The 26,473-nt window shown below is 45.2% G+C and carries 18 protein-coding genes, 3 tRNA genes, 3 rRNA genes and 1 other annotated feature; of the genes, 9 read left to right on the plus strand and 15 right to left on the minus strand.

Annotated elements, in window-relative coordinates:
• Nucleotides 1-34: 34 nt before the first annotated feature.
• From L0991_10605 to phoB, 3 genes are read right to left on the minus strand one after another with little or no spacing between them, the layout of a single operon-like run.
• Nucleotides 35-991, minus strand: coding sequence for a phosphate ABC transporter substrate-binding protein (locus tag L0991_10605; protein ID XGB63887.1), 957 nt, complete (start codon nt 989-991; stop codon nt 35-37).
• 17 nt (nt 992-1,008) lie between these two features.
• A complete protein-coding gene (gene phoR, locus L0991_10610) occupies nt 1,009-2,307 on the minus strand; it encodes a phosphate regulon sensor histidine kinase PhoR (protein XGB61866.1) in 1,299 nt (432 codons plus the stop codon).
• A gap of 33 nt (nt 2,308-2,340) precedes the next feature.
• Complete coding sequence (phoB, locus tag L0991_10615; GenBank protein ID XGB61867.1) at nt 2,341-3,030, minus strand: phosphate regulon transcriptional regulator PhoB; 690 nt, start codon at nt 3,028-3,030, stop codon at nt 2,341-2,343.
• Nucleotides 3,031-3,224: 194 nt separating this feature from the next.
• On the opposite strand from phoB, the gene rdgC reads away from it, so the two are divergent.
• The 3 genes from rdgC (at nt 3,225) to L0991_10630 (ending at nt 6,030) form a co-directional block, all read left to right on the plus strand.
• Nucleotides 3,225-4,139: a recombination-associated protein RdgC gene (gene rdgC / locus L0991_10620; GenBank protein ID XGB61868.1), complete on the plus strand. Its 915-nt coding sequence runs from the start codon at nt 3,225-3,227 to the stop codon at nt 4,137-4,139.
• Between the two features lie 204 nt (nt 4,140-4,343).
• Nucleotides 4,344-5,747: a tRNA 5-hydroxyuridine modification protein YegQ gene (gene yegQ, locus L0991_10625; GenBank protein ID XGB61869.1), complete on the plus strand. Its 1,404-nt coding sequence runs from the start codon at nt 4,344-4,346 to the stop codon at nt 5,745-5,747.
• Nucleotides 5,748-5,775: 28 nt separating this feature from the next.
• On the plus strand, nt 5,776-6,030 hold the full coding sequence (locus L0991_10630; GenBank protein ID XGB61870.1) for a YfhL family 4Fe-4S dicluster ferredoxin: 255 nt from the start codon (nt 5,776-5,778) through the stop codon (nt 6,028-6,030).
• A 42-nt stretch (nt 6,031-6,072) separates the two neighbouring features.
• On the opposite strand, the gene L0991_10635 is transcribed toward L0991_10630, so the two are convergent.
• The 11 genes from L0991_10635 to rluD all read right to left on the minus strand — a co-directional run bounded on the left by L0991_10635 (nt 6,073) and on the right by rluD (nt 18,142).
• Complete coding sequence (locus L0991_10635; GenBank protein ID XGB61871.1) at nt 6,073-6,381, minus strand: hypothetical protein; 309 nt, start codon at nt 6,379-6,381, stop codon at nt 6,073-6,075.
• 264 nt (nt 6,382-6,645) lie between these two features.
• On the minus strand, nt 6,646-7,485 hold the full coding sequence (mepA, locus tag L0991_10640; GenBank protein ID XGB63888.1) for a penicillin-insensitive murein endopeptidase: 840 nt from the start codon (nt 7,483-7,485) through the stop codon (nt 6,646-6,648).
• Between the two features lie 311 nt (nt 7,486-7,796).
• A tRNA-Trp gene (locus L0991_10645) sits at nt 7,797-7,873 on the minus strand.
• Nucleotides 7,874-7,907: 34 nt separating this feature from the next.
• A tRNA-Asp gene (locus tag L0991_10650) sits at nt 7,908-7,984 on the minus strand.
• 81 nt (nt 7,985-8,065) lie between these two features.
• Nucleotides 8,066-8,181: ribosomal RNA gene (rrf, locus tag L0991_10655) — 5S ribosomal RNA — on the minus strand.
• 93 nt (nt 8,182-8,274) lie between these two features.
• A 23S ribosomal RNA gene (locus L0991_10660) occupies nt 8,275-11,165 on the minus strand.
• 295 nt (nt 11,166-11,460) lie between these two features.
• Nucleotides 11,461-11,536 (minus strand) — tRNA-Ala (locus tag L0991_10665).
• Between the two features lie 78 nt (nt 11,537-11,614).
• A 16S ribosomal RNA gene (locus tag L0991_10670) occupies nt 11,615-13,169 on the minus strand.
• Together the 16S, 23S and 5S rRNA genes with 3 tRNA genes alongside form the textbook arrangement of a ribosomal RNA operon.
• 539 nt (nt 13,170-13,708) lie before the next feature.
• Entirely contained in the window at nt 13,709-16,282 is a 2,574-nt protein-coding gene (gene clpB, locus L0991_10675; GenBank protein ID XGB61872.1) for an ATP-dependent chaperone ClpB, read from the minus strand.
• A gap of 142 nt (nt 16,283-16,424) precedes the next feature.
• Complete coding sequence (gene pgeF, locus L0991_10680) at nt 16,425-17,165, minus strand: peptidoglycan editing factor PgeF (GenBank protein ID XGB61873.1); 741 nt, start codon at nt 17,163-17,165, stop codon at nt 16,425-16,427.
• Between the two features lie 2 nt (nt 17,166-17,167).
• The gene (rluD, locus tag L0991_10685; protein ID XGB61874.1) at nt 17,168-18,142 is read right to left on the minus strand and encodes a 23S rRNA pseudouridine(1911/1915/1917) synthase RluD; all 975 of its coding nucleotides are present in this window, start codon (nt 18,140-18,142) and stop codon (nt 17,168-17,170) included.
• 137 nt (nt 18,143-18,279) lie between these two features.
• Here rluD and L0991_10690 point away from each other — a divergent pair, with 137 nt between their 5' ends.
• The 6 genes from L0991_10690 to yjjX all read left to right on the plus strand — a co-directional run bounded on the left by L0991_10690 (nt 18,280) and on the right by yjjX (nt 25,917).
• Entirely contained in the window at nt 18,280-19,008 is a 729-nt protein-coding gene (locus tag L0991_10690; GenBank protein ID XGB61875.1) for an outer membrane protein assembly factor BamD, read from the plus strand.
• Between the two features lie 234 nt (nt 19,009-19,242).
• On the plus strand, nt 19,243-20,571 hold the full coding sequence (locus L0991_10695; protein ID XGB63889.1) for a lytic transglycosylase F: 1,329 nt from the start codon (nt 19,243-19,245) through the stop codon (nt 20,569-20,571).
• A gap of 422 nt (nt 20,572-20,993) precedes the next feature.
• Nucleotides 20,994-21,329 carry a ribosome-associated translation inhibitor RaiA gene (gene raiA / locus L0991_10700; GenBank protein ID XGB61876.1) on the plus strand — a complete coding sequence of 112 codons (336 nt, stop codon included), beginning with the start codon at nt 20,994-20,996 and terminating at the stop codon, nt 21,327-21,329.
• Nucleotides 21,330-21,439: 110 nt separating this feature from the next.
• Nucleotides 21,440-21,561 (plus strand) — a sequence feature (Phe leader region).
• 12 nt (nt 21,562-21,573) lie between these two features.
• Nucleotides 21,574-22,749: a prephenate dehydratase gene (gene pheA / locus L0991_10705; protein XGB61877.1), complete on the plus strand. Its 1,176-nt coding sequence runs from the start codon at nt 21,574-21,576 to the stop codon at nt 22,747-22,749.
• Between the two features lie 269 nt (nt 22,750-23,018).
• Entirely contained in the window at nt 23,019-25,355 is a 2,337-nt protein-coding gene (locus L0991_10710; GenBank protein ID XGB61878.1) for a GGDEF and EAL domain-containing protein, read from the plus strand.
• A gap of 40 nt (nt 25,356-25,395) precedes the next feature.
• Nucleotides 25,396-25,917 (plus strand): inosine/xanthosine triphosphatase, encoded by a 522-nt coding sequence (yjjX, locus tag L0991_10715; protein XGB61879.1) that lies wholly within the window; start codon nt 25,396-25,398, stop codon nt 25,915-25,917.
• Nucleotides 25,918-26,043: 126 nt separating this feature from the next.
• Here yjjX and trpR read toward each other — a convergent pair whose 3' ends face one another.
• Nucleotides 26,044-26,337, minus strand: a complete 294-nt coding sequence (gene trpR / locus L0991_10720) for a trp operon repressor (protein ID XGB61880.1) — start codon at nt 26,335-26,337, stop codon at nt 26,044-26,046.
• Between the last annotated feature and the right edge of the window lie 136 nt (nt 26,338-26,473).

Below are 26,473 nucleotides of genomic sequence, written 5' to 3' on the forward strand. Positions count from 1 at the left end.
ACCGCAAGTAGGCTATCTGTATATTGAGTTTGAGCTATAACCCAACTTTCGCGAGTTCTTGTTCTGCAAATTCAGACGGTATCGCTAGATAGCCATCTTTTTCTACAAGCTCCTGTCCCTGCTTTGAGAATACAAAAGTAAGGAACTCTCTCTCAACCGGAGAAAGTGGTTTATCCGGGTGCTTATTCACATACACATAGAGAAAACGAGATAAAGGGTAATCACCACTCAAGATATTCGCACGCGTAGGCTCAACATAATTAGAGCCGTGCTCTGCAATAGGAATCAACTTAACCCCTGCTACGCGGTAGCCAATGCCTGAGTAGCCAATCCCACTAATGGATGAGGCGACCGACTGAACGACAGAAGCCGAACCTGGTTGCTCATTCACGCGATTTTTAAAGTCACCACCACACAGTGCATTCTGTTTGAAGTATCCATAAGTGCCCGATACAGAATTGCGACCGAACAGTTGGAATCTATGTTTTGCCCATGGCTGATCGATTCCAAGATCTTGCCAGTTATTGAGGGGCTTCGTTGCTCCGCACCGTAAAGTCTCAGAAAAGATGCCATCAATCTGACGAAAGTTAAGCCCTTCAATAGGGTTATCTCGGTGGACAAATAGCCCTATTGCATCAATTGCGACTCGTAATGCAGTTGGTTTATAGCCATGCTCTCTTTCAAAAGCTTCCACTTCACGCAGGCGCATTGGTCGGCTCATAGGGCCAAGGTGTGCTGTCCCTTCCGTCAATGCGGGAGGCGCAGTAGAAGAACCTGATGCTTGGACTTGAGCATTCACATTCGGATAATAGGATTTAAACTCCTCAACCCAGAGTGTTGTCATCCCAGCCAAAGTATCAGAACCGACCGACAACAAGCTTCCAGATATACCTGGAACCTTGGAATAATCAGGCAGTGATTCAACACTCTGTTCAGCGAAGCTTGGCCACGCCAATACCATCGCTAACATAGAACCAATAGGAAAACGCATCCTGCGTATTAAGTCACTCATGACACGGTCAATCGGTTTGGCAACGTGAAATGGAAACGACTGCCGACGCCCACTTCACTTTGAATTTCGAGGTGTGAATCGTGGTGGCTAAGTGCGTGCTTTACAATCGCCAATCCAAGACCACTACCACCGGTATCACGAGAGCGGGCTTTATCGACACGATAGAAGCGCTCTGTGAGTCGATGTAAGTGCTGAGGTTCAATGCCATCACCAGTATCTGACACATCTAAGCATGCGCCTTGGCTGGTTTGATACCAACGAACTTTAACCGTTGCCCCTGCGGGTGTGTATTTAACCGCGTTATAAACCAAATTCGAAATCGCACTTCTCAATTGGTCTTCGTCGGCAAGAACTCGCAGACTCTTATCGATATCAAACTCAAGCTTATGTTCTCGCTCACCACTAAGGCTCGCCGCCTCTTTCTCAAGAACTTCCAGCATCGCAGGAACGTTGACCACTTCATCCAACTCATGCATTGGCGCTGCTTCGATTTTTGAAAGCGTGAGCAACTGATTAACCAGACTGTTCATTCGATTGAGCTGCTCAGTCATGACACCATGCGCCTTGGTCCACATTGGGCCAACGATCATGTCTGGGTCTTCCGTCATTTCAAGATAACCTTGAAGGACGGTCATTGGTGTACGCAACTCATGAGAAACGTTAGCGAAGAAGTTACGGCGCATGCCCTCTAGTTGCTTAAGCTGGGTCACATCACGCACCACCATCAGGTGCTCACCCTCGGTATACGGCACAATACGCAGTTCTAGCATACGTTCCACATTCAGTGGAGAAGGCATCTCTAATGGCTCAGAGAAATCTTGCTTATTTAGGTACTTAATAAAATCTGGAGTACGAATCAAATTCGAGATCGGTTGACCTGAATCATCTGGCCAACGAAAGCCCAACAAATACTGAGCCAGCTTGTTACACCAAACGATATTGCCTTCACCGCGAAATACCACAACGGCATCGGGAAGCGATTCTGCACCATTACGGAAACGGCGAATAAGGTTGGTCAGCTCTTTGCGTTTACGACGCTGTCTCTGCTGCATACGATAGATGCCGTTAAACAGAGATTCCCAGTTACCAGAGCCTGAAGGTGGAGTTAGACGCTTCTCATCCCACAGCCATGCGGACAAACGCATTTGGTTGTGTAGATGCCAGCCGAGCTGCAATACCGTAGCAGCCAGCAGTAACCAAGGTAGATAACCGAATATCCATCCGACTAAAACCCATGGTGCGTAAAAAAAAGCCAGCTCCCAAGCCAGCTTTTTCCAGGTTAACTTTTCAACCATTCAGGACTCCGTAAACTGGGCAGCGAAGCCACATTAAGCCTTTGTAGAAAAACGGTAGCCAGCGCCACGAACCGTTTGGATTAGCTTATCGTGACCTGCAGATTCAAGCGCTTTACGCAGGCGTCGAATATGTACATCAACGGTGCGGTCTTCAACATAAACGTTGGTACCCCAAACATTGTTAAGCAGCTGCTCTCGGCTGTATACACGCTCTTGGTGTGTCATAAAGAAATGCAGCATTTTGAACTCTGTTGGTCCCATATCAACCGGGCCTTCGCTAGCGGTCACGCGGTGTGATACAGGGTCTAATTTAAGACCTTGAACATCAATCACATCTTCCAATGCCGTTGGTGTTACACGACGAATAACCGCTTTTAGGCGAGCCACAAGCTCTTTTGGTGAAAATGGTTTGGTAATGTAGTCGTCAGCACCAACTTCTAAACCACGAACCTTGTCTTCTTCTTCACCACGAGCCGTTAGCATCACCACTGGGATGTTGCGAGTTAACTCTTCACGCTTCATGTGCTTGATAAAGTTTATCCCGCTACCACCAGGTAGCATCCAATCTAGTAATACTAGATCTGGGAAAGGTTCACATAGCTTGTTTACCGCTGTATCGTAATCTTCAGCCTCTACTGCTTGGTAGCCTTTTTGTTCAAGTACAAAACACAGCATCTCACGAATAGGTGCTTCATCTTCAACGACCAGAATCCTTCTCGACATAATTGAATAGCCTTTGTATTTAATCAACGCATTGCATTATCTGAGTTAATTATGACACTTTTGTGACCTTTGAAAACAAATTTTCATATAACTGTCTCAAACGTTTCACTTTATAACTTTTGATACAGAGCTAAGGACAAATCGAATTAGATCTCATATCATGAGGCACTTCTAAAAAGGTATGAGAAAAATATATGTGGTTTAAAAATTGCCTAGTCTATCGCTTCAACCGTGATATTGATTTCAACGCAGATCAGCTAGAGAAACAACTTGAAGAATTCCGCTTTACTCCGTGTGGTAGCCAAGACAAACAGAAGTTTGGCTGGGTGCACGCAATGGGTAAACATGGCGATATGATGACGCACGTATCAGAGAACCGCATTCTAATCTGTGCAAAGAAAGAAGAGAAAATGCTTCCAGCATCTGTGATTAAAGAGTCACTGAATGCAAAAGTCGAAACACTTGAAGCAGAATCTGGCACTCCTCTTAAAAAGAAAGAGAAAGACAGCCTAAAAGAAGACATCATCATTGACCTTCTTCCTCGTGCATTTAGCCGCAGTAACTTCACATACGCGCTGATCATGCCAAAAGAAGGCTTCATTGTGGTTGATGCAAGCAGCTACAAAAAAGCAGAAGACGTGTTAGCTCTGCTGCGTAAAACAATGGGTAGCCTACCTGTTGTTCCTGCAATTCCTGAGCAAGCGATCGAAACAACACTAACCGAATGGGTTAAGTCGGGCGATACTCCTCAAGGCATTACTATGCTTGACGAAGCTGAGCTTAAATCAATCCAAGAAGACGGTGGTATTGTTCGAGTAAAGAAACAAGAGCTAGAAACCGACGAGATTAAAAACCACATCGAAGCAAATAAAGTGGTAACCAAGCTGCTTATCAACTGGCAAGATCGCATTGAATTCATCCTGGCTGAAGACGGCAGTATCAAACGCCTGAAGTTCAGCGATGAACTTAAAGATGAGAACGACGATATTCCTCGCGAAGACCAAGCTGCACGCTTTGATGCAGATTTCTCACTGCTATGTGGTGAGTTCAGCGTGTTCCTTCCGAATCTATTCGAATCACTAGGTGGATTAACTCAACCGAACGCTTAATCGGTATCTCCAAAGCTCAGGTGCTCCGTACCTGAGCTTATTTTCCCTACATTTCCCGCTGTATATTTATCCCTTCACTCTCTTCTTAATATCATTGCTATCTTTAGGGCTATCAACCAGACTCATTTTAGCGTAAAATTTGCGCCCCTTTGATATCACTTGGTGGTATCAACCTGACTTGAGATCAGATTAGAGAACGAAGCAATGACTACACAAAAACCATTTGTACCTGAACTATTATCACCGGCAGGAAGCCTTAAAAACATGCGTTACGCATTCGCCTACGGCGCAGATGCAGTTTACGCGGGCCAGCCACGTTACAGCCTTCGCGTTCGTAACAATGAGTTCAACCACGAAAACCTACAAATCGGTATCGATGAAGCTCATGCTCAAGGCAAAAAGTTATATGTTGTATGTAACATTCAGCCACACAACTCTAAACTAAAAACTTTCATTCGCGACCTTAAACCAGTTGTTGATATGGGCCCAGACGCTCTTATCATGTCTGATCCTGGTCTTATTATGATGGTTCGTGAAGCATTCCCTGAAATGCCTATCCACCTTTCAGTTCAAGCTAACGCTGTAAACTGGGCAACGGTAAAATTCTGGGCTACACAAGGCGTTGAGCGTGTAATCCTATCTCGTGAGCTATCACTTGAAGAGATCGAAGAGATCCGCGAACACTGTCCAGAGACAGAGCTAGAGATCTTTGTTCACGGTGCACTTTGCATGGCGTACTCTGGTCGTTGTCTACTTTCTGGTTACATGAACAAGCGCGATCCTAACCAAGGTACTTGCACTAACGCTTGTCGTTGGGAATACAAAACAGAAGCGGCAAAAGAAGACGAAAACGGTCAGATCGTTGAAGCAAACCCTACTGGTGTTGAGATTCAGGATGTTGAAGTTCAAGACGAACGTCCAGACAACACACTAGGTCTAGGTAAACCAACAGATGAAGTGGTTCTACTTTCAGAGTCGCACAAGCCTGAAGAGAAAATGGCTGCGTTTGAAGATGAGCATGGTACTTACATCATGAACTCTAAAGACCTTCGCGCAATCCAACACGTTGAACGTCTAACGAAGATGGGTGTTCACTCACTGAAAATCGAAGGCCGCACTAAGTCTTTCTACTACTGTGCTCGTACTGCACAAGTTTACCGTAAGGCTATCGATGACGCTGTAGCAGGCAAGCCATTTGATGAAAGTCTAATGGGTACACTAGAGAGCCTGGCGCACCGTGGCTACACTGAAGGCTTCCTACGTCGCCACACTCATGATACTTACCAAAACTACGAGTACGGTTACTCTATCTCTGATACTCAACAATTTGTTGGTGAATTCACAGGTAAACGCCGTGGCGATCTAGCGGAAGTGGAAGTGAAGAACAAATTCCTAGTAGGTGACAGCTTAGAAATGATGACACCGAAAGGTAACGTTGTTTTCACACTAGAGATGATGGAAAACCGTAAGTCTGAAGCCGTTGAAGACGCAAAAGGTAACGGTCACTTTGTATTCATCCCAGTACCAGCTGATCTAAACTTAGAGTACGGCTTGTTGATGCGTAACTTGAGCGAAGGCCAAGACACACGCAACGCATCTGGTAAGTAACTTTACTTAGAAAACTGAGAAGTAAGCAATGGCTCTGTTAATCACTGACAAGTGCATAAACTGCGATATGTGTGACCCTGAATGCCCAAACGGCGCAATCACTATGGGCGACAGCATCTTCGAAATCGACCCAGATTTATGTACTGAATGTAAAGGTCACTATGAGAAGCCAACGTGTCAGTCTGTATGCCCAATTACCAAATGCATCATCACTGATCCAAACCACATTGAAACTGAAGACGAGCTGCTAGAAAAGTTTGTTATCATTCAAGGCTTGACCTAAAAGAGAAAAGGTTCAACTTAATCAATAAGTTGAACCTTTTTCTTATCCGGATTTTTCCATGGGATAAATGTTGCAGAATAACTCTTTTTCGAACTGATATTCGAGTCGCTCTCGCCAATTTATCGACTGTGATACTGGTACTAGATAAAAGTTTTCCCGCCCAGTATCGGTCACAAATGCCATTCCATACTGCATCAATTCATAATGTACATCGTTAACAAAGCTAGGATCTAATCGCTGCCTACCTGTTAATAGGTTGATGTCATCTCTTGAAATAGAAATACCCGCATTCTCAGTGCTGAACCTATGTCTTAACCATTCTGAAAATTCCTTTGCACAAATCATAGTCATAGTCTTATCCTTGAATTATCTATCTACGGGCATCAGACTCTGATTTCACATACTACACATAAGCCGCATCTTTCACCCCAAACACATACTCCTGACCTAGCCCAGTCAAATTGCCGCTGTTTTTCTCAAATTAATGCTCTCAATATCAAACGATATTCTTAATTTCGTATTTATAAACTCTAGACAAAAGTGTGACATTTCTCCAGTTTTTAGAGTCGACAAAACGAGTGGCATTACCACCTTAATAAGCCATTGATAATTCGATTACTTATTCGAAATCAAGGCTAAACATTGACTAGGCATGACTTTAATTTTCTTTTTTTTCTTCTTGGTAACTACCTTTTTAGGTGGAGGGACAGGGATTGTTTTTGGCGCCCAACTCGCGAGCTCTTCGCCACAACCATCACCTTTAGGAGGTTTAGCTTGAGGGATACAATTGGCACTACCTTCTGGGCACTTTAAGCGAACATGAAAGTGAGAGTGATGTCCCCACCATGGCCTGATTTTGCCTAACCAGTCTCTTTCTTTAACATCAGAGACTTCCTGATCGCAAAGAGCCTCCTTAATCACTGGATGAACAAAAATGCGCACCACTTTTTCATCTTTAGCGGCATGGCGAATGACCTGGAAGTGGTCGTCTGTCCAATTGGACTTGCGAAGCTTGTAGTTAGTAAGATCGACAACACTGACTGGCTTGGGAACCGCGAGTTCGTTCTCAGAGAGTCTTTTGTCCGTTAACCTCAGCCATATATCAATATCCAATCCGGTTTGATGGCTCGAATGACCAGATGAAAAGCGCCCACCACGAGGAAGTGAGATATCACCAATCAATAGATTCGTGTTCAATTGCTCACTTGTTGTCACGCCGAGCCTTTCAACAAACTTAATAGCCTCTGTATGACCATAGTAACGCTCTCTTTGAGGACGAATAATCTGATAGCCAACACCATCAATCGGCAAGGCCTGTGCACCGTCCAGGCAGCCATTAGCATAACTGCCTATCGATGAGGTTGAGTTTGTCGTCGGGCTTTTCTCTTTCTCCCAAGATGTTGCCAAAGCAGAAAATGAATAAAACAGGACAAGCAAAACAAAAGATAACCTCATAACCATTCCATGTAAGTGATGCATATTATCTATATTAGTCGGCATTAATGAATAGTTGCCGATTATTGGCTACTTTTTTGGGGATAGACGGGAGCTATTTGAGATGGGAGAAGCTGAATGGAGCAATGAAGTATTTCGACATCAGAAAGCAAAAAGCTCCAGTCTTTCTACTAGAGCCTTAAATATGCGGGCTAGCGATTGAGCTCCCAACACGCATTATTTTGGTTAACCGAGGAATCCGCTACTTTATTGGTAATTTATCAACACCAGAAAGCAAAAAGGCTCTAGTCTTTCGACTAGAGCCTTAAATATGGCAGGGGTGGAGAGATTCGAACTCCCAACACGCGGATTTGGAATCCGCTGCTCTGCCAATTGGAGCTACACCCCTATTTCAGTTTTAAAGAGCTGAAACTCTGAATAAGTGGCGGAGTGGACGGGACTCGAACCCGCGACCCCCGGCGTGACAGGCCGGTATTCTAACCAACTGAACTACCACTCCGCAGTGGACTACTTGTCGTCGCTGACAAGTCGTTCATAACACTTTTTGTCTTCACTTTTGAAAAGTGAAAATAAATTTGGATCCTGGCGATGTCCTACTCTCACATGGGGAAGCCCCACACTACCATCGGCGCTATTGTGTTTCACTTCTGAGTTCGGCATGGAATCAGGTGGGTCCACAATGCTATGGTCGCCAAGCAAATTTTAAAATTCGGAAAGCTGTTTCTTGTTCTCTTCAAACTCATTCAAGCGTTTGTATCTTTGAGTCCATCAAAACCCCTTGGGTGTTGTATGGTTAAGCCTCACGGGCAATTAGTACAGGTTAGCTCAACGCCTCACAGCGCTTACACACCCTGCCTATCAACGTTCTAGTCTTGAACAACCCTTTAGGACACTTAAAGCGTCAGGGAAAACTCATCTCAGGGCTCGCTTCCCGCTTAGATGCTTTCAGCGGTTATCGATTCCGAACTTAGCTACCGGGCAATGCCATTGGCATGACAACCCGAACACCAGAGGTTCGTCCACTCCGGTCCTCTCGTACTAGGAGCAGCCCCCTTCAATTTTCCAACGCCCACGGCAGATAGGGACCGAACTGTCTCACGACGTTCTAAACCCAGCTCGCGTACCACTTTAAATGGCGAACAGCCATACCCTTGGGACCGACTTCAGCCCCAGGATGTGATGAGCCGACATCGAGGTGCCAAACACCGCCGTCGATATGAACTCTTGGGCGGTATCAGCCTGTTATCCCCGGAGTACCTTTTATCCGTTGAGCGATGGCCCTTCCATTCAGAACCACCGGATCACTATGACCTGCTTTCGCACCTGCTCGAATTGTCATTCTCGCAGTCAAGCGGGCTTATGCCATTGCACTAACCTCACGATGTCCAACCGTGATTAGCCCACCTTCGTGCTCCTCCGTTACTCTTTGGGAGGAGACCGCCCCAGTCAAACTACCCACCAGGCACTGTCCGTAACCCCGATTCAGGGGCCAACGTTAGAACATCAACACTACAAGGGTGGTATTTCAAGGACGACTCCACCACATCTGGCGACGCGGTTTCAAAGTCTCCCACCTATCCTACACATGTAGGGTCAATGTTCAGTGCCAAGCTGTAGTAAAGGTTCACGGGGTCTTTCCGTCTAGCCGCGGGTACACTGCATCTTCACAGCGATTTCAATTTCACTGAGTCTCGGGTGGAGACAGCGTGGCCATCATTACGCCATTCGTGCAGGTCGGAACTTACCCGACAAGGAATTTCGCTACCTTAGGACCGTTATAGTTACGGCCGCCGTTTACCGGGGCTTCGATCAAGAGCTTCGACCGAAGTCTAACCCCATCAATTAACCTTCCGGCACCGGGCAGGCGTCACACCGTATACGTCATCTTACGATTTTGCACAGTGCTGTGTTTTTAATAAACAGTTGCAGCCACCTGGTATCTGCGACTCTCGTCTGCTCCATCCGCAAGGGACTTCACTGATAAGAGCGTACCTTCTCCCGAAGTTACGGTACCATTTTGCCTAGTTCCTTCACCCGAGTTCTCTCAAGCGCCTTGGTATTCTCTACCCGACCACCTGTGTCGGTTTGGGGTACGATTCCTTACAATCTGAAGCTTAGAGGCTTTTCCTGGAAGCATGGCATCAATGACTTCACTACCGTAGTAGCTCGACATCGTATCTCAGCGTTAAGAAGAACCGGATTTACCTAATTCTTCCGCCTACGTACTTGAACCTGGACAACCGTCGCCAGGCCCACCTAGCCTTCTCCGTCCCCCCATCGCAATTGTAAGAAGTACGGGAATATTAACCCGTTTCCCATCGACTACGCCTTTCGGCCTCGCCTTAGGGGTCGACTTACCCTGCCCCGATTAACGTTGGACAGGAACCCTTGGTCTTCCGGCGAGGGAGTTTTTCACTCCCTTTATCGTTACTCATGTCAGCATTCGCACTTCTGATACCTCCAGCAGCCCTTACAGACCACCTTCAACGGCTTACAGAACGCTCCCCTACCCCACACACATAAGTGTGTAGCCGCAGCTTCGGTGTATAGCTTAGCCCCGTTACATCTTCCGCGCAGGCCGACTCGACCAGTGAGCTATTACGCTTTCTTTAAATGATGGCTGCTTCTAAGCCAACATCCTGGCTGTCTGAGCCTTCCCACATCGTTTCCCACTTAGCTATACTTTGGGACCTTAGCTGGCGGTCTGGGTTGTTTCCCTCTCCACGACGGACGTTAGCACCCGCCGTGTGTCTCCCGGATAGTACTTACTGGTATTCGGAGTTTGCAAAGGGTTGGTAAGTCGGGATGACCCCCTAGCCTTAACAGTGCTCTACCCCCAGTAGTATTCGTCCGAGGCGCTACCTAAATAGCTTTCGGGGAGAACCAGCTATCTCCAGGTTTGATTGGCCTTTCACCCCTAGCCACAAGTCATCCGCTAATTTTTCAACATTAGTCGGTTCGGTCCTCCAGTTGATGTTACTCAACCTTCAACCTGCCCATGGCTAGATCACCTGGTTTCGGGTCTAATCCTAGCAACTGTACGCCCAGTTAAGACTCGGTTTCCCTACGGCTCCCCTAAACGGTTAACCTTGCTACTAAAATTAAGTCGCTGACCCATTATACAAAAGGTACGCAGTCACACCACGAAGGTGCTCCTACTGCTTGTACGTACACGGTTTCAGGTTCTATTTCACTCCCCTCACAGGGGTTCTTTTCGCCTTTCCCTCACGGTACTGGTTCACTATCGGTCAGTCAGTAGTATTTAGCCTTGGAGGATGGTCCCCCCATATTCAGACAGGATATCACGTGTCCCGCCCTACTCGTTTTCACTGATGATGAGATGTCGACTACGGGGCTATCACCCTTTATTGCGGCACTTTCCAGAGCCTTCGTCTGTCTCATTAAAAGCTTAAGGGCTAATCCAATTTCGCTCGCCGCTACTTTCGGAATCTCGGTTGATTTCTCTTCCTCGGGGTACTTAGATGTTTCAGTTCCCCCGGTTTGCCTCTTGTTGCTATGTATTCACAACAAGATACTTACTTATGTAAGTGGGTTTCCCCATTCGGAAATCCCAGACTCAAATGACTTTTACTGTCTAATCTGGGCTTATCGCAAGTTAATACGTCCTTCATCGCCTCTGACTGCCAAGGCATCCACCGTGTACGCTTAGTCACTTAACCATACAACCCGAAGAGGTCTTTATGTATGGTAAACAACCAAGGTTTTTGATTGTAACAAGAAGGGTTAATTCTTATTACGTGTTTGCCGGACTCAATGGTGAATCAAACTAAGTTTGATTCGAATACAAGACACTTGAATGTGTTTGTGTTGTGTTTATCTAAAAGATAAACATTGAGAACTTTTAATTTGATTAACTCTAAGAGTTAATCAGTCAGCTTTCCAAATTGTTAAAGAGCTAGATATTTCAAAAGAAATAACCATTTTTAAAGATTCTTAAGGAAGAATACTTAAAGATGGTGGAGCTATGCGGGATCGAACCGCAGACCTCCTCGCTGCCAGCGAGGCGCTCTCCCAGCTGAGCTATAGCCCCATCTGGAAAAGTATTTCCTACTCTTAACTTTCTAAACCGTATCAATCTGTGTGGACACTTATCGTAAATATCTTCGTATAAGGAGGTGATCCAGCCCCAGGTTCCCCTAGGGCTACCTTGTTACGACTTCACCCCAGTCATGAACCACAAAGTGGTGAGCGTCCTCCCCGAAAGGTTAAACTACCCACTTCTTTTGCAGCCCACTCCCATGGTGTGACGGGCGGTGTGTACAAGGCCCGGGAACGTATTCACCGTAGCATTCTGATCTACGATTACTAGCGATTCCGACTTCATGGAGTCGAGTTGCAGACTCCAATCCGGACTACGACGCACTTTTTGGGATTCGCTCACTCTCGCAAGTTCGCCGCCCTCTGTATGCGCCATTGTAGCACGTGTGTAGCCCTACTCGTAAGGGCCATGATGACTTGACGTCGTCCCCACCTTCCTCCGGTTTATCACCGGCAGTCTCCCTGGAGTTCCCGACATTACTCGCTGGCAAACAAGGATAAGGGTTGCGCTCGTTGCGGGACTTAACCCAACATTTCACAACACGAGCTGACGACAGCCATGCAGCACCTGTCTCAGAGCTCCCGAAGGCACACCTGCGTCTCCGCTGGCTTCTCTGGATGTCAAGAGTAGGTAAGGTTCTTCGCGTTGCATCGAATTAAACCACATGCTCCACCGCTTGTGCGGGCCCCCGTCAATTCATTTGAGTTTTAATCTTGCGACCGTACTCCCCAGGCGGTCTACTTAACGCGTTAGCTCCGAAAGCCACGGCTCAAGGCCACAACCTCCAAGTAGACATCGTTTACGGCGTGGACTACCAGGGTATCTAATCCTGTTTGCTCCCCACGCTTTCGCATCTGAGTGTCAGTATCTGTCCAGGGGGCCGCCTTCGCCACTGGTATTCCTTCAGATCTCTACGCATTTCACCGCTACACCTGAAATTCTACCCCCCTCTACAGTACTCTAGTTCACCAGTTTCAAATGCAGTTCCGAGGTTGAGCCCCGGGCTTTCACATCTGACTTAATGAACCACCTGCATGCGCTTTACGCCCAGTAATTCCGATTAACGCTCGCACCCTCCGTATTACCGCGGCTGCTGGCACGGAGTTAGCCGGTGCTTCTTCTGTTGCTAACGTCAAGAGATGCCGCTATTAACGACACCCCCTTCCTCACAACTGAAAGTACTTTACAACCCGAAGGCCTTCTTCATACACGCGGCATGGCTGCATCAGGCTTTCGCCCATTGTGCAATATTCCCCACTGCTGCCTCCCGTAGGAGTCTGGACCGTGTCTCAGTTCCAGTGTGGCTGATCATCCTCTCAGACCAGCTAGGGATCGTCGCCTTGGTGAGCCATTACCTCACCAACTAGCTAATCCCACCTAGGCATATCTTGACGCGAGAGGCCCGAAGGTCCCCCTCTTTGGCCCGTAGGCATTATGCGGTATTAGCCATCGTTTCCAATGGTTATCCCCCACATCAAGGCAATTTCCTAGGCATTACTCACCCGTCCGCCGCTCGACGCCGTTATCGTTCCCCGAAGGTTCAGATAACTCGTTTCCGCTCGACTTGCATGTGTTAGGCCTGCCGCCAGCGTTCAATCTGAGCCATGATCAAACTCTTCAATTTAAGATTTTGTGACTCAATGAATACTGATTACATTACATAGTAATGTTGAATTGACTGTGCCGAATCTTACGATTCGAATTGGTCACTCAGTTCATTGAAATCAAGTTGAAACCGAAGTTTCACATTTGTCTTTGCTTTTAAAAAGCGAAAACAAACTTAGTGATATTCATCAACGAGTGCCCACACAGATTGATAGGTTTAAATTGTTAAAGAGCTTAACTTCTTAAATGTTCCTTTTAGTAAGGAGCCTCTCGAAGTGGACGGTCATTCTAGCGAATTAGGATTAAGTGTCAAACACTTTTTCCTGCTAATTTTTTCAAGCATCTTAAATGCTTATTTGCCGTTTCGTTGCTTTGTTCAAACCGCTTGGTTATCCCTGACAACGGAGGCGCATTATAGAGAGAATAATCTTGTGCACAAGGCTTAAAACGAAAAAAAGCCGCCACTGGCGACTGTTCGAATAGTATTTATACAAAGCGTTCGAAATAGGTACGATTTAGCCTAAATTTAGCGAATCGTACCTATTGTTTCGGCGCCAATTACTGGTGAGCAATAATTCTGTCGTTATTAACTAATAACTGCACTTTTTTATCTGGGTTAATTTTTCCGGCAAGTATCGCTTTCGCTAATGGGTTCTCGACACTTTGTTGAATCGCTCGTTTCAGAGGTCTTGCTCCATATACTGGATCAAAGCCAACTTGAGAAATTAGCTTCAGCGCTTTTTCCGATACCTCAAGTTCATATCCATTCTCCTCCATTCGTTTGCTTAAATGTTGAAGCTGAATAGAAGCAATTAATTGAATGTGCTCTTGGCCTAATGGATGGAATACCACGCTTTCATCAACACGGTTCAAAAACTCTGGTCGGAAATGTTTACCGACAACTTCCATCACTTCATTTTTGATGCCTTGATAATCAAGTGTATTGAAGTTTTCTTGGATGCGTGAAGAACCCAAGTTCGATGTCATGATCACGACCGTATTTCTGAAGTCGACCGTACGACCTTGCCCGTCGGTTAGACGCCCGTCATCAAGTACCTGAAGTAAAATGTTGAAAACATCTGGGTGCGCTTTCTCAATTTCATCTAACAAGATTACTGAATATGGTTTACGACGCACTGCTTCAGTTAAGTAACCACCTTCTTCGTAACCAACATAACCCGGAGGTGCGCCAACTAAACGAGCAACAGAGTGTTTCTCCATAAATTCAGACATGTCGATACGTACCATTGCATCGTCACTATCAAACATGAAGTTAGCGAGCGTTTTACAAAGCTCCGTTTTACCTACCCCTGTAGGACCAAGGAATAGGAAAGAACCAATTGGCTTATTCGGATCCGATAAACCAGCACGGCTACGACGAATCGCATTCGATACCACTTCTACCGCTTCGCCTTGGCCGATAACACGCTTATGCAGAACACCTTCCATCTTTAGAAGCTTCTCTTTTTCCGCTTCTAACATCTTGGAAACCGGAATCCCCGTTTGCTTTGATAGGACATCGGCAATTTCTGCATCAGTAACCTTATTACGTAGTAAGGTCATCTCTTGCATTTCAGCTTGAGTCGCAAGGTCTAGTTGTTTCTCCAGCTCTGGGATACGACCATATTGCAGTTCAGACATTCGATTTAGATCACCTGCACGTCTTGCAAAATCCATATCCATGCGAGCTTGTTCTAGCTCTGATTTGATATGTTGCGTGCCAGATAGTGCTGCTTTCTCAGCGTTCCACACTTCTTCAAGTTCAGCAAAGTCGCGTTCTTTATCTGAAAGCTCCGCTTGTAAGGTGCGAAGACGCTTTTCACTGGCTTCATCGTTTTCATTAGTCAGCGCTTGCTGCTCGATCTTAAGCTGAATGATCTTACGCTCGAGTTTATCCAGAGATTCAGGTTTTGAATCGATCTGCATACGGATACTCGATGCGGCTTCATCGATCAGATCAATTGCTTTATCTGGCAGTTGACGATCAGAAACATATCGGTGAGATAGTGTTGCTGCAGCGACAATGGCAGGGTCAGTAATTTCAACATGATGGTGAAGTTCATAACGCTCTTTCAAACCACGAAGAATCGCCACCGTGTCTTCGACCGTTGGTTCATCGACAAGCACTTTTTGGAAACGGCGCTCTAACGCAGGGTCTTTCTCTATGTATTGACGATATTCATCAAGAGTCGTTGCACCAACGCAGTGGAGTTCACCGCGAGCTAATGCTGGTTTCAGCATATTACCCGCATCCATAGAACCTTCACCTTTACCGGCGCCGACCATGGTATGAATTTCATCGATGAAGAGAATGATATTACCCTCTTCTTTAGACAATTCATTGAGAACTGACTTCAAACGCTCTTCAAACTCACCACGGTATTTAGCACCAGCCACCAAAGCGCCCATGTCTAATGACAATACGCGTCGGCCTCTTAAACCTTCTGGAACTTCATTATTAATAATGCGCTGAGCCAAACCTTCAACGATAGCTGTCTTACCAACACCAGGCTCACCGATAATGACTGGGTTGTTCTTAGTACGACGCTGGAGTACTTGGATCGTGCGACGGATTTCGTCATCTCGACCGATAACAGGGTCGAGCTTGCCTTGCTCTGCTCTTTCAGTCAGATCAATGGTGAACTTCTCTAATGCTTGGCGTCGGTCTTCGGCATTTGGGTCATCAACTTTTTGACCGCCACGAACCTGCTCGATAGCTTGAGATAATTTTTGCTCAGTAAGACCTAGCTCTTTAAGCAGGTTACCTAAAGGGCCTTTATCTTCAATTGCGGCAAGTAGGAAGACTTCCGAAGAAATGTATGTGTCTTGGCGCTTTTGTGCCACTTTGTCACATAGATTGAACAGAGTACCCATTGCATTCGAAAGCTGAACATCACCACCGATACCACTTACTTTCGGTACACGGTCTAATATTTCGCTTAGTTTTGAACGCAACTGAACCACATCAATATTCAACATGGTAAGTAATGGACGAATCGCACTACCATCTTGATTTAATAGCGACACCATTAGGTGTACAGGCTCTATATATTGGTGATCACGACCTAATGCGAGCGACTGAGCATCAGATATCGCAATTTGAAATTTACTAGTGAATCGATCGAGACGCATGCCAACCTTCCTACTCTTAGATATGTTTATCTTATGGTTAGAAGATGGATACGGTAACGCAGATTTTCAAGGGATAGGAATGAAGAATAGAGTTTATATAAAAATATAATTGCGCTGGATAAAAGCGGACACTTATTAAACGTTACTCTAGCCAAATAAAGGTAGCCTGACGGCCAGTAACACCATCTCGACGATAAGAATAGAAAGCATCAGAATCGGCAAAAGTACAAAGGTTCGAATCCGTCACTTGCGAAACACCCACTTTAGTCAGTCGTTGTGTAGCAAGCTGAGACATGTTCGCTAACCATTTGCCAGGTTCAGTTTTCGCTTTAAATGCAAGCTTGGCTTGAGGGTCAAAACTAACGAAAGCTTCTAACACATCATCACCAACCTCAAAGGCTTGTTTGCCAATCGCAGGACCAAGCCAAGCAATGATCTGATTGTCAGAGCTGAGATTAGAAAACTTTGCGACTGCATTTTCAAGAATACCACCAGCAAGACCACGCCATCCGGCATGAACTGCAGCAACTTGAGAGCCTTTAGTATCAGTAAGAATCGCTGGTAAACAATCCGCCGTCATAGCTGAACAAACCACGCCACGCGCAGTGGTGAAAGCTCCATCAGCATCGAGAACATTGGTTGTAGGCTCTAAAACCGTAACCACATCAGTCGAGTGTGTTTGGTTTAGCCATACCGGAGCTGCGGGCATGTTAGCGTGTTGCGTAAGCCATATTCGGTTACGTTCAACCAGTGAAGCATCATCCCCAACATGCATACCGAGGTTTAGCCCTTGATATGCATCAGCAGAAAAACCACCAACACGCGTCGAAGCAAAAGCCTTCACGTTACTTGGTGCGTTCCAGTTAGGGATGATCATCGACATAATTAAATGTCTTCTTCTAGGTTATCGCGAGCATCAACACGTAGTGCTTCAGCCATCACAACCATATCATTTGGCACAGGTGCGTGGAACTCAACTTCTTCACCCGTAATTGGGTGAACAAATTTAAGCATAACCGCGTGTAGTGCTTGACGATCAAAAGCACGAATCATCTTCGTTAGTTCTTCTGATGCGCCTTTTGGAATACGTGCACGACCGCCGTATGCAATATCACCTAGCAGTGGATGCTGAAGGTAAGACATGTGTACACGGATTTGGTGAGTACGACCCGTTTCTAGGCGTAGACGAATACGTGTATGTTCACGGAAATGCTCAGCAACGCGGTAGTGAGTTACCGCTGGCTTACCCGTTTCATTCACAGCCATCAAAGTACGCTTGGTTGCGTGGCGGCTAATGCCTTTTTCTACCATGCCACCAGCGGTCATTTTGCCGATTGCAATCGCTTCGTATTCACGAGTAATACGACGCTTAGCCAATGCACGTACAAGGCGAGTCTGTGCTGGTACTGTTTTAGCAACAACCATAAGGCCTGTTGTGTCTTTATCGAGACGGTGAACAATACCTGCACGAGGTACTTCAGCGATTTGTGGGTAGTGGTGCAGCAACGCGTTTAGCACGGTTCCATCCGGCGTACCTGCTCCTGGGTGAACAACAAAATCACGTGGCTTGTTGATCACCAGTAGATGTTCATCTTCAAAGACAATGTCTAGAGGAATATCTTGTGCTTCCCAGCGTTCTTCATCTTCAAGTTCAGCTTGTAAGATGATCTCTTCTCCGCCCATAACCTTAACGCGTGGCTTGGTAATAACTTCGCCATCCACTTGGACTTTGCCGTCAAGAAGCCACTCTTTAATACGAGAGCGAGAAAAATCGGTAAATAGTTCAGCGACAGCTTGGTCTAAACGTTGACCTAACTGGCTGCTTTTTACTGTGTCTGTTAATGTGATCTGCTGAGCCATATCGAACTTTTTTAAAAACCGTGAGACTAATACCCATTAGTATGGATAAAATAGAATAATTGCATCATTGTATCTGTTACTGGTTAGAAAGTAACGGAAGCTTACGAAATATTTAATTCAAGGAATCGACGCCTGACATGAAACACCTTACTTTAGCGGGTCTATTAGCCGTATCACTCTTGGCTGGTTGTTCAAGTACCGAAGAGATAGTGCCAGATGTACCGCCATCGGTTCTCTACTCTGAGGCGCAAGAATCGCTGCAAAGTGGTAGCTGGCTTTCAGCCATTGAAAAGCTAGAAGCCCTAGACTCTCGTTACCCTTTCGGCGCCTATTCTGAACAAGTACAGCTAGACCTGATTTACGCTTACTACAAAAATGATGACCTAGCGCTTGGCCTAGCGACCATTTCACGTTTCTTGCGTTTAAACCCAACTCACGAAAAACAAGACTGGGTTCTTTACATGCGCGGCCTAACGCACATGGCACAAGACAGAAACTTTATGCACGATATTTTTAATATCGACCGTAGCGACCGAGATCCTGAACCAGTAAAACTCGCTTTTGCTGATTTCAAACGACTACTAGAGCGCTTCCCAGCAAGCCCTTACGCAGAAGATGCACAAAAACGCATGTTCGCACTTAAAAACCGTTTGGCAGATTACGACCTAGCAACGGCAGATTTCTATCTGCGTCGTGAAGCTTGGATTGCTGCAATCAATAGAACGCAAGAATTGCAAAAGACTTACCCAGATACCATCGCTGCGCGTAAGTCTCTAAAAATTCAGCTAGAGGCTTACAAACAGCTTGGCCTTGAGGATGCAGTTCAAAGAACAGAAGCCTTGATTGAGCTAAACCCACTACCTTAGCCAACCATTCCTTTTATGACTAAAAAAGCGCGCTAATTTACTAGCGCGCTTTTTTTAAACCCATTCCACGAACTTGATGAATCGCACAATACACGGTATCTTCAATAAATAACTTTTAACAAAACATCAACATGGAGTGTGGGTGTGAGTAGGTTGTTATTATTTATTGGGATCGTGCTATTTAGCCAATTTTCCCACGCATTAGAACTCTCGCCATTAAGCAATAAGCCTTACATGGGGGACCTCGATGTACTCAAAACCAAAGGAACGGTGAGGGTGTTGGTCTCTGCTGACCTCGGCTTCTACTATATAGAAGATGGCAAGCCCAAAGGCATCGTTGCCGAGATGCTTTATCACTTCGAAAAAAGTCTTCGTAAGAAACACCCTTACCTGAACGTTCAAATTATTCCTGTGCAACGAGATGACCTTCTCCCCTCTTTACGGTCAGGCTATGGCGATATTGCTGTTGCAAACCTGACCGTAACCGATAAGCGATTAAAGGTGATCGACTTTTCAGATCCTATGATTAAAGACGGCAAAGAGCTCATTATCACAGGTAAGAACTTAGAACCAATTACCGAGATCAAGCAACTCAGTGGTAAGGAAGTATGGATTCGAGCAAGCTCTAGTTACTTCGAAAGCGTACAAAGGGTCAATAAAGAACTTAACGAACTGGGTTTACCGCCACTGCATGTCCACTTCATCGAAGAATCACTGCAAGACTATGAACTGATCGAACTCGTTAACCAAGGCTATATACAAGGTACGATTCTGGACAGTCACAAAGCGAAACTCTGGATCGATATGATGGAAAACATTCAAGTCCATCACGACTTACCTTTGCGCGAAAATGGTCAAATAGCGTGGGCATTAAGAAAAGACAGCCCTCAGCTAAAGAAAGAGATAAACAAATACGTTAAGACCGCTCGGACAGGCACGCTGCTTGGGAACGTGATCTATAAGAAATACATCGATAACACTCGTTGGTTAGGTCGTGCGCTCAACCCGAATAAAGTCGATCGTGTTGCTAAACTGGCGGATGTTTTTGAAAAGTATTCGAGTAAGTATGAATTCGATCCTTTGATGATGTCTGCGCAAGGCTTCCAAGAGTCTGGCCTTGATCAAAGCAGAGTCTCCCACCGAGGTGCTATCGGAGTGATGCAGGTTCTCCCTAGCACTGCGAGAGACAAAAACGTCAACATCAAGAATATCCACATCGTCGATAACAACATCCATGCTGGCGTAAAGTACATGCGCTTCATTAAAGATAGATATTTTGATGACCCAGCCATTACTCCAGATAACCAGCTTTACTTTACTCTCGCCTCCTACAACGCAGGCCCCGCTAAAATCAGGAAGATGAGGAACCTTGCGAAGAAGAAAGGCTACAACCCAAACATCTGGTTTAAAAACGTAGAGATCATTACGCGTAAATACGTCAGTAAAGAGCCTGTCACCTACGTTGCCAATATCAATCGCTACTTCGTCATTTATAAACAACTAGAGGCAATCAATGTTATTAGAGAGAACGGCACAGCGAGATTGCTCAAAACAAATGATTAGAGCGACTTTAAACTTGAATCCGGCAAGAAAAAACATTGAGTAAAGCTAAAAACACAAAAGCCGCATAAGCAAAGTTATGCGGCTTTTGTTTGTCTAATTTTGAAGAAGCTTACCTAGCGATATGTATCACGTGCTCTGGATCACAAAATGCTTTTGGATAAATATCCATCAAACACTTTCTGTAAGCTGCAAGACGCCCCTAAAAACTGATTTAATTTTTAGCGAAGCCTTGCCTCCAAGTTATCGTTTTTCATAAGGATAACAAGCATTTTTCGCCAAAAAGATATCAAGACTTGCGTAAGATCACATTTGATTTTAATGCTCATTCCACCCAACCAAAACAAGATCTAGATCACATTATCAATTTCCAAAAGTCGTAATCTGAAGTTAACCCATGAGGGATACAACAGAGGAAAACTTCTATGAAAATGAACATCACTGGTAAAAACATCGACATTACCTCTGCAATCCGTGATCACATAGAAAGCAAATTTAAAAAGCTGGATAAATGGCAAGTAGACATCATTGGTTGCCAAGCGAGCTTTAGTGAAGAGCCAAACAAGAAGAAGAAATTTGAAGCGGTAATCACTGTACCAAAAGGACAACTTGTAGCTTCATCAATCCATGACGACCTCTACGTTGCTATCAACGAAGTAGAACAAAAACTAGAGCGTCAACTGAACAAGCTACGCCATAAACCAGAAGCGCGCCGCGCTGAAAAGCCTGAAATCGAAGAGCTAGAAGCTGAAGTAGAATAAGGAAAGATAACAGATTAAAAAATAGCGCCTCAGGGCGCTATTTTTTTGCTTGACGCTCGTAGCTCGCTTGCTTATTGTGTTTAAACATTCATAAAACAATCACTTTTTATGCAAACTCAATCTTTGTTTATTTTTGACTTCTTTTTTCTTCCGTAAATCGGAGGCTAAGTCGTTTTAGAAAAACAAGTCAAAAACGAACAAGAAGCCTCCCAAACTAGGGAGGCTTTTTTATAAGGACACATTTATGACTGACCGCTCAATTTCACTGGATGATATCCGCCTTCGTCTTAATGATTTAGATGACGAACTACTGAAGCTACTTTCAGAACGTCGCAAGCTAAGCATCGAAGTTGCTAAAAGCAAGGTAGAGACATCAAAACCAGTTCGTGATGCAGTAAGAGAACAACAACTGTTGGTTAAGCTGATTAACAACGGTAAAGACAAATACGAATTGGATGCTCAGTACATTACTAAGCTGTTTCACACCATCATTGAAGATTCAGTTCTACTTCAACAGTCATACTTACAAAACCTCGCAAATCCACAAAGCCGTAAGCCTTTGGCTCGCGTGGCATTCTTGGGTTCTAAAGGCTCTTACTCGCACCTTGCAAGCCGTGAATACTTCAGCCGCAAGAATATGGAGTTGATTGAGTTAAACTGTAGCCATTTCAAAGAAGTTGCCTCAACAGTTGAGTCGGGACATGCAGATTACGGCGTATTACCGATTGAGAACACCAGCTCAGGTTCAATCAACGAAGTGTACGACCTGCTTCAACACACGACGCTTTATATCGTTGGTGAGCTATCTCAACCCATTGAGCACTGCCTAGTTGCTAAGAATGATATCCGTTTAGAAGACATCAAAACCCTCTATTCGCACCCACAACCTCACCAGCAATGCAGTGAGTTCTTGAGCCGTCTTAAAGATGTCACCCTTGAGTCTTGTGCCAGCACAGCTGACGCTATGAAAAAGGTGAAAGATCTGGACGGTGATGATGTCGCAGCGATTGGTAACGCATCGAGCGGTAAGCTTTACGGGCTTCAGCCAATCCAAGGTAACATTGCAAACCAAACAGAGAACCACACGCGTTTCATCGTGGTAGCACGCAAGCCAGTTGAAGTATCAACGCAAATCCCAGCCAAGACGACACTAATTATGTCGACTTCACAAGAGGCTGGTTCATTAGTAGAGACACTACTGATTCTGCAACGCTTAGGTATCAACATGACTAAGCTAGAGTCTCGTCCGATTATGGGTAACCCTTGGGAAGAGATGTTCTATGTAGACTTAGAAGCACATCTAGACTCGGACAATATGCAGCAAGCGATCACAGAGTTGACGGCCATTACTCGCCACTTAAAAGTCCTTGGTTGCTACCCAAGCGAAAACATCAAAGCGACTCAGGTTAAGCTGTCATAGCCGAGAACGAATAACGCTTTCAGCTAACTATAAGTATTTGGCCTACGGTAGGCCAAATACTTAAAACTAGTTTACCGTTCTACACCACCTCCCCTCCAAGTAGCCCTACGCTTTTCTAATAGAAAACTCATTAGTGGCTTTTTTATCAATAAAGACAAAACCTTACCGCCTTCACAGGAAAGCACCGTACAACGTGTAATTAATAGCGAGCTCACCCTAAGTAACATAAACTTACGCGCTCAAATTTATAAACCATGTTGTGAATAGCCATGAAGCTAAGTACGAAAATATTACTTCTGATTGCCCCCGTAATACTGATCAGTACTGCGGCTTCCAGCTATATCATCTACTCGACTCAAAAAAACAGTTTCATCAAACGCGAAGATAACGCTCTACAATTAAGCATGGAAAAACTGGCCGGGCACTTTCGCCAGTCACGCTCTTTTCTTAATAGCTATTCTTATGCGCTCACTAAAAGTGACATGATTAAACGCTTCTTCTTGGCTGAAGAGAACCCTAGCCAAGAACTCGCACTCATCGATGACCTGCACGAAACCGTCAAGTTGTTGCAAGATGGCGACGACAGCTTTACCGGACTCGCTCTGCTAGACAGTGATCGCACTGTCAGCTATTACGCCGAAAATAGCCGTGATCCCTTTGCAGAGATGGACCCTAAAGTATTAGAGTTCGTTGAACATCAATACCAAGAAAAACGCACAAGTTCGGGTACTGACTACATCCAAAACTCACAAGGTGAAGGTGTGCTTGTTCACTATGAAGTACTCGATAAAGAGAGCGTTTCAGCTCCGATAAGCGAACAACTCAACGATGTGTTTTTTCTCGTAGTATCTGTTTCTCTCGATAAGTTTAATTCACTACGAAAACAGATAGAGTTTGACTATCAAACCAGCCTTTTCTTTACCGATGAGCCGATATCCCTAGGGAATGGCTTAACTCAATCAGTAAAGCTAGGGCCTGAATTTTACGCAACACTCGACCCTGCTCATTTTTTGTTGGACAACAAACTCAAATCCATCTGGAATGAGCTCAGCGTGTCGTTTGCTCTTTCTGCTTTTGTCAGTATGGGCTTATTGCTCATGCTTTTATCTCGCTGTGTAATCAATCCAATCACACGTTTGGATAAGCAGCTGCAACAGGTCGAAAAAAAGCAAAGAAAGAACATTGAACGCTTAGGTACAAATGATGAATTAGGCCGCTTATCACAACGCTTTTACGACATGTATCAAGAGCTCGACAATACCTACCAACAAACCAAAGTGTTGGCAGAGAATGACCAACTGACCCAGATCCCCAACCGACTACAATTTCAGTCGTTTGTTCAGCAATCTCTTCCAGCCCCTGACTCGAAAACCAATACCTGGGTGCTCTATCTCGACTTAGACAACTTCAAGTTTGTGAACGACAAATACGGACACCAAATTGGGGACTCGATTCTCGTCTCCTTTGCTGAGCGCATCACAAAGCTCTGTAGTGAATATCAAGAAAGAGACAACGCTCACTGCATGCCTGCGCGCTTGTCGGGCGATGAGTTTGTTATCTATATCAATGCCCCAGCGAATGCCGACAATATTGCGCATCAGCTCTCGGAAAAGTTACTAGCTCCGCTACAAAAAGGGTTTATCACCGACTCAGGAAGCTTTCCAATCACAGTGAGTATTGGTATCGCGACCTATCCAAATGATGGGTATACCATCGAGAAACTACTCTCAAACGCGGACACCGCCATGTACCAAGCGAAACATGCTGGTAAGAATCAGTTCGCGGATTACTCGTTAGACTTGGATAAAACCATTCAACGTCAAGCCAATATTGAGCGAGCTCTGAGAGATCAGAACTTTGATGAAGAGTTTAAACTCGTTTACATGCCATATATGGACGCTGCAGGGCACCACGTAATTGGAGTTGAAGTTCTGCTACGTTGGGAGTCAGAACAGCTTGGTACAGTAGCTCCCAATGAGTTTATTCCAATTGCTGAGCAAACAGGGCTGTTCGAACTCGTCGATCGCTGGGTTATCGAGAATGCCTTTGCTTCTTTCCATCAGCTTCAGGCTCAATTTGATCACTCAATTCAGCTGTCCATCAACCTATCTTCGGCTGGGATAGAGACTACGCACCTCGCAGATTTCATTGAGCAACATGCCAAGATTAATGGCATTCCACCAAGCTTGATTGATTTTGAAATCACCGAGACCTTCTATTCAAATTCGCATGGCTTTCCGCTACTCAACGAACTCGCTCGAATGGGCTACCGATTAGCTATTGATGATTTTGGTTCGGGCTACACATCCATAACTCAATTGGTTGAGTACCCGACGCAAAAAATCAAATTGGATAAAGGTTTCTTGGAAGCCTTGATCGAAACAGACAATCAGAACATAGTTAAGCCTGTGATCGGACTGTGTCACGCGCAAGGCAAAACCGTGACTGCTGAAGGTATCGAAACCAAAGAGATGCACCAATGGCTACAAGACGCGCATTGCGACATGCTGCAAGGCTTCTACTTTGGTAAGCCTATGCCTCTCAATGAGCTAAATGATTGGTATCACGAACACCAACAGCGATTTAAGCACCAACAGAACGATTAACACGTACCAACTGAATCAAACGACTATAAGAATCGAATACATGAAATCTGTCATCATCGCCTCGCTAAATCCCGCTAAGATCAATGCTGTCAAAAGTGCTTTTGTCTCTGCGTTTCCCAACACCGAGTTTGAGTTCACGGGTGTAAGTGTGCCAAGTGGTGTTGCCGATCAGCCTATGAGTAATGATGAGACCTATCAAGGTGCAGTGAACCGTGTACACAATGCGACACAACAGCAGCCTAATGCGGATTTCTATGTCGGGTTAGAAGCGGGAATCGAAGGCGGTGTCACCTTTGCATGGATGGTGATTGAATCAAATGGTCAACGTGGAGAATCTCGCTCGGCAAGCCTGATGCTGCCACCAGCTGTTCTGGAGAAGCTAGAGTACGCTAACGAACTCGGGGATGTGATGGATGAAGTATTTGGTACTGACAATATCAAGCAAAAAGGTGGAGCAATTGGTTTACTGACACATAACCAGCTTTCACGTAGCTCGGTCTATCATCAAGCGTTAATCTTAGCCCTGATCCCATTTGTGAACCCTGAACATTTCCCAGCTTAACCAATGAATGCTTCTCAAGCTCTCTAGCAGTTCGATTGCAAGCTCTAGAAACTAAAAAACGCTAACTATCCGTTAGCGTTTTTTCAATTCGCACTCTCACTATTCAGTGATAGCTTAAGCCCAGTATTACTTAAGCAGCAGATCGGCAATAACCGCTTTCTCTTGTTCTGATTTTGCCTTGAGCTCATTAGAGCCTCTGGTGATGGTTGCCACGCCGACTCCCAACATCTGGCTTACTTGTCTTTGAGACATTTCACCTTTCATTAGCTCACAAAAAATATTAATTCGAGCAACCAGAGCATCTCGCTCATCGGGCGTCATCATCATGGTCAACAACAGTTCATGCTGATCTTTCTCAACCGCTGTCTTAACTAAATCCATGAGTTGTTGCCAGTTATCATATTCAGGTTGTGATGCCATATCTCTACACTTACTTTTAAATTCAGACTTTAAAGAGTCGCTTATCGATTGAAAGCGTTTACCACTTTATACCGAAATACTTGATGTGATCCAATGTAAAAAGGCAGTAAGCGGAAATGGTTCGCACTCACTGCCT

The sequence above is a fragment of the Vibrio chagasii genome, assembly GCA_041879415.1.
GTDB lineage: Bacteria > Pseudomonadota > Gammaproteobacteria > Enterobacterales > Vibrionaceae > Vibrio.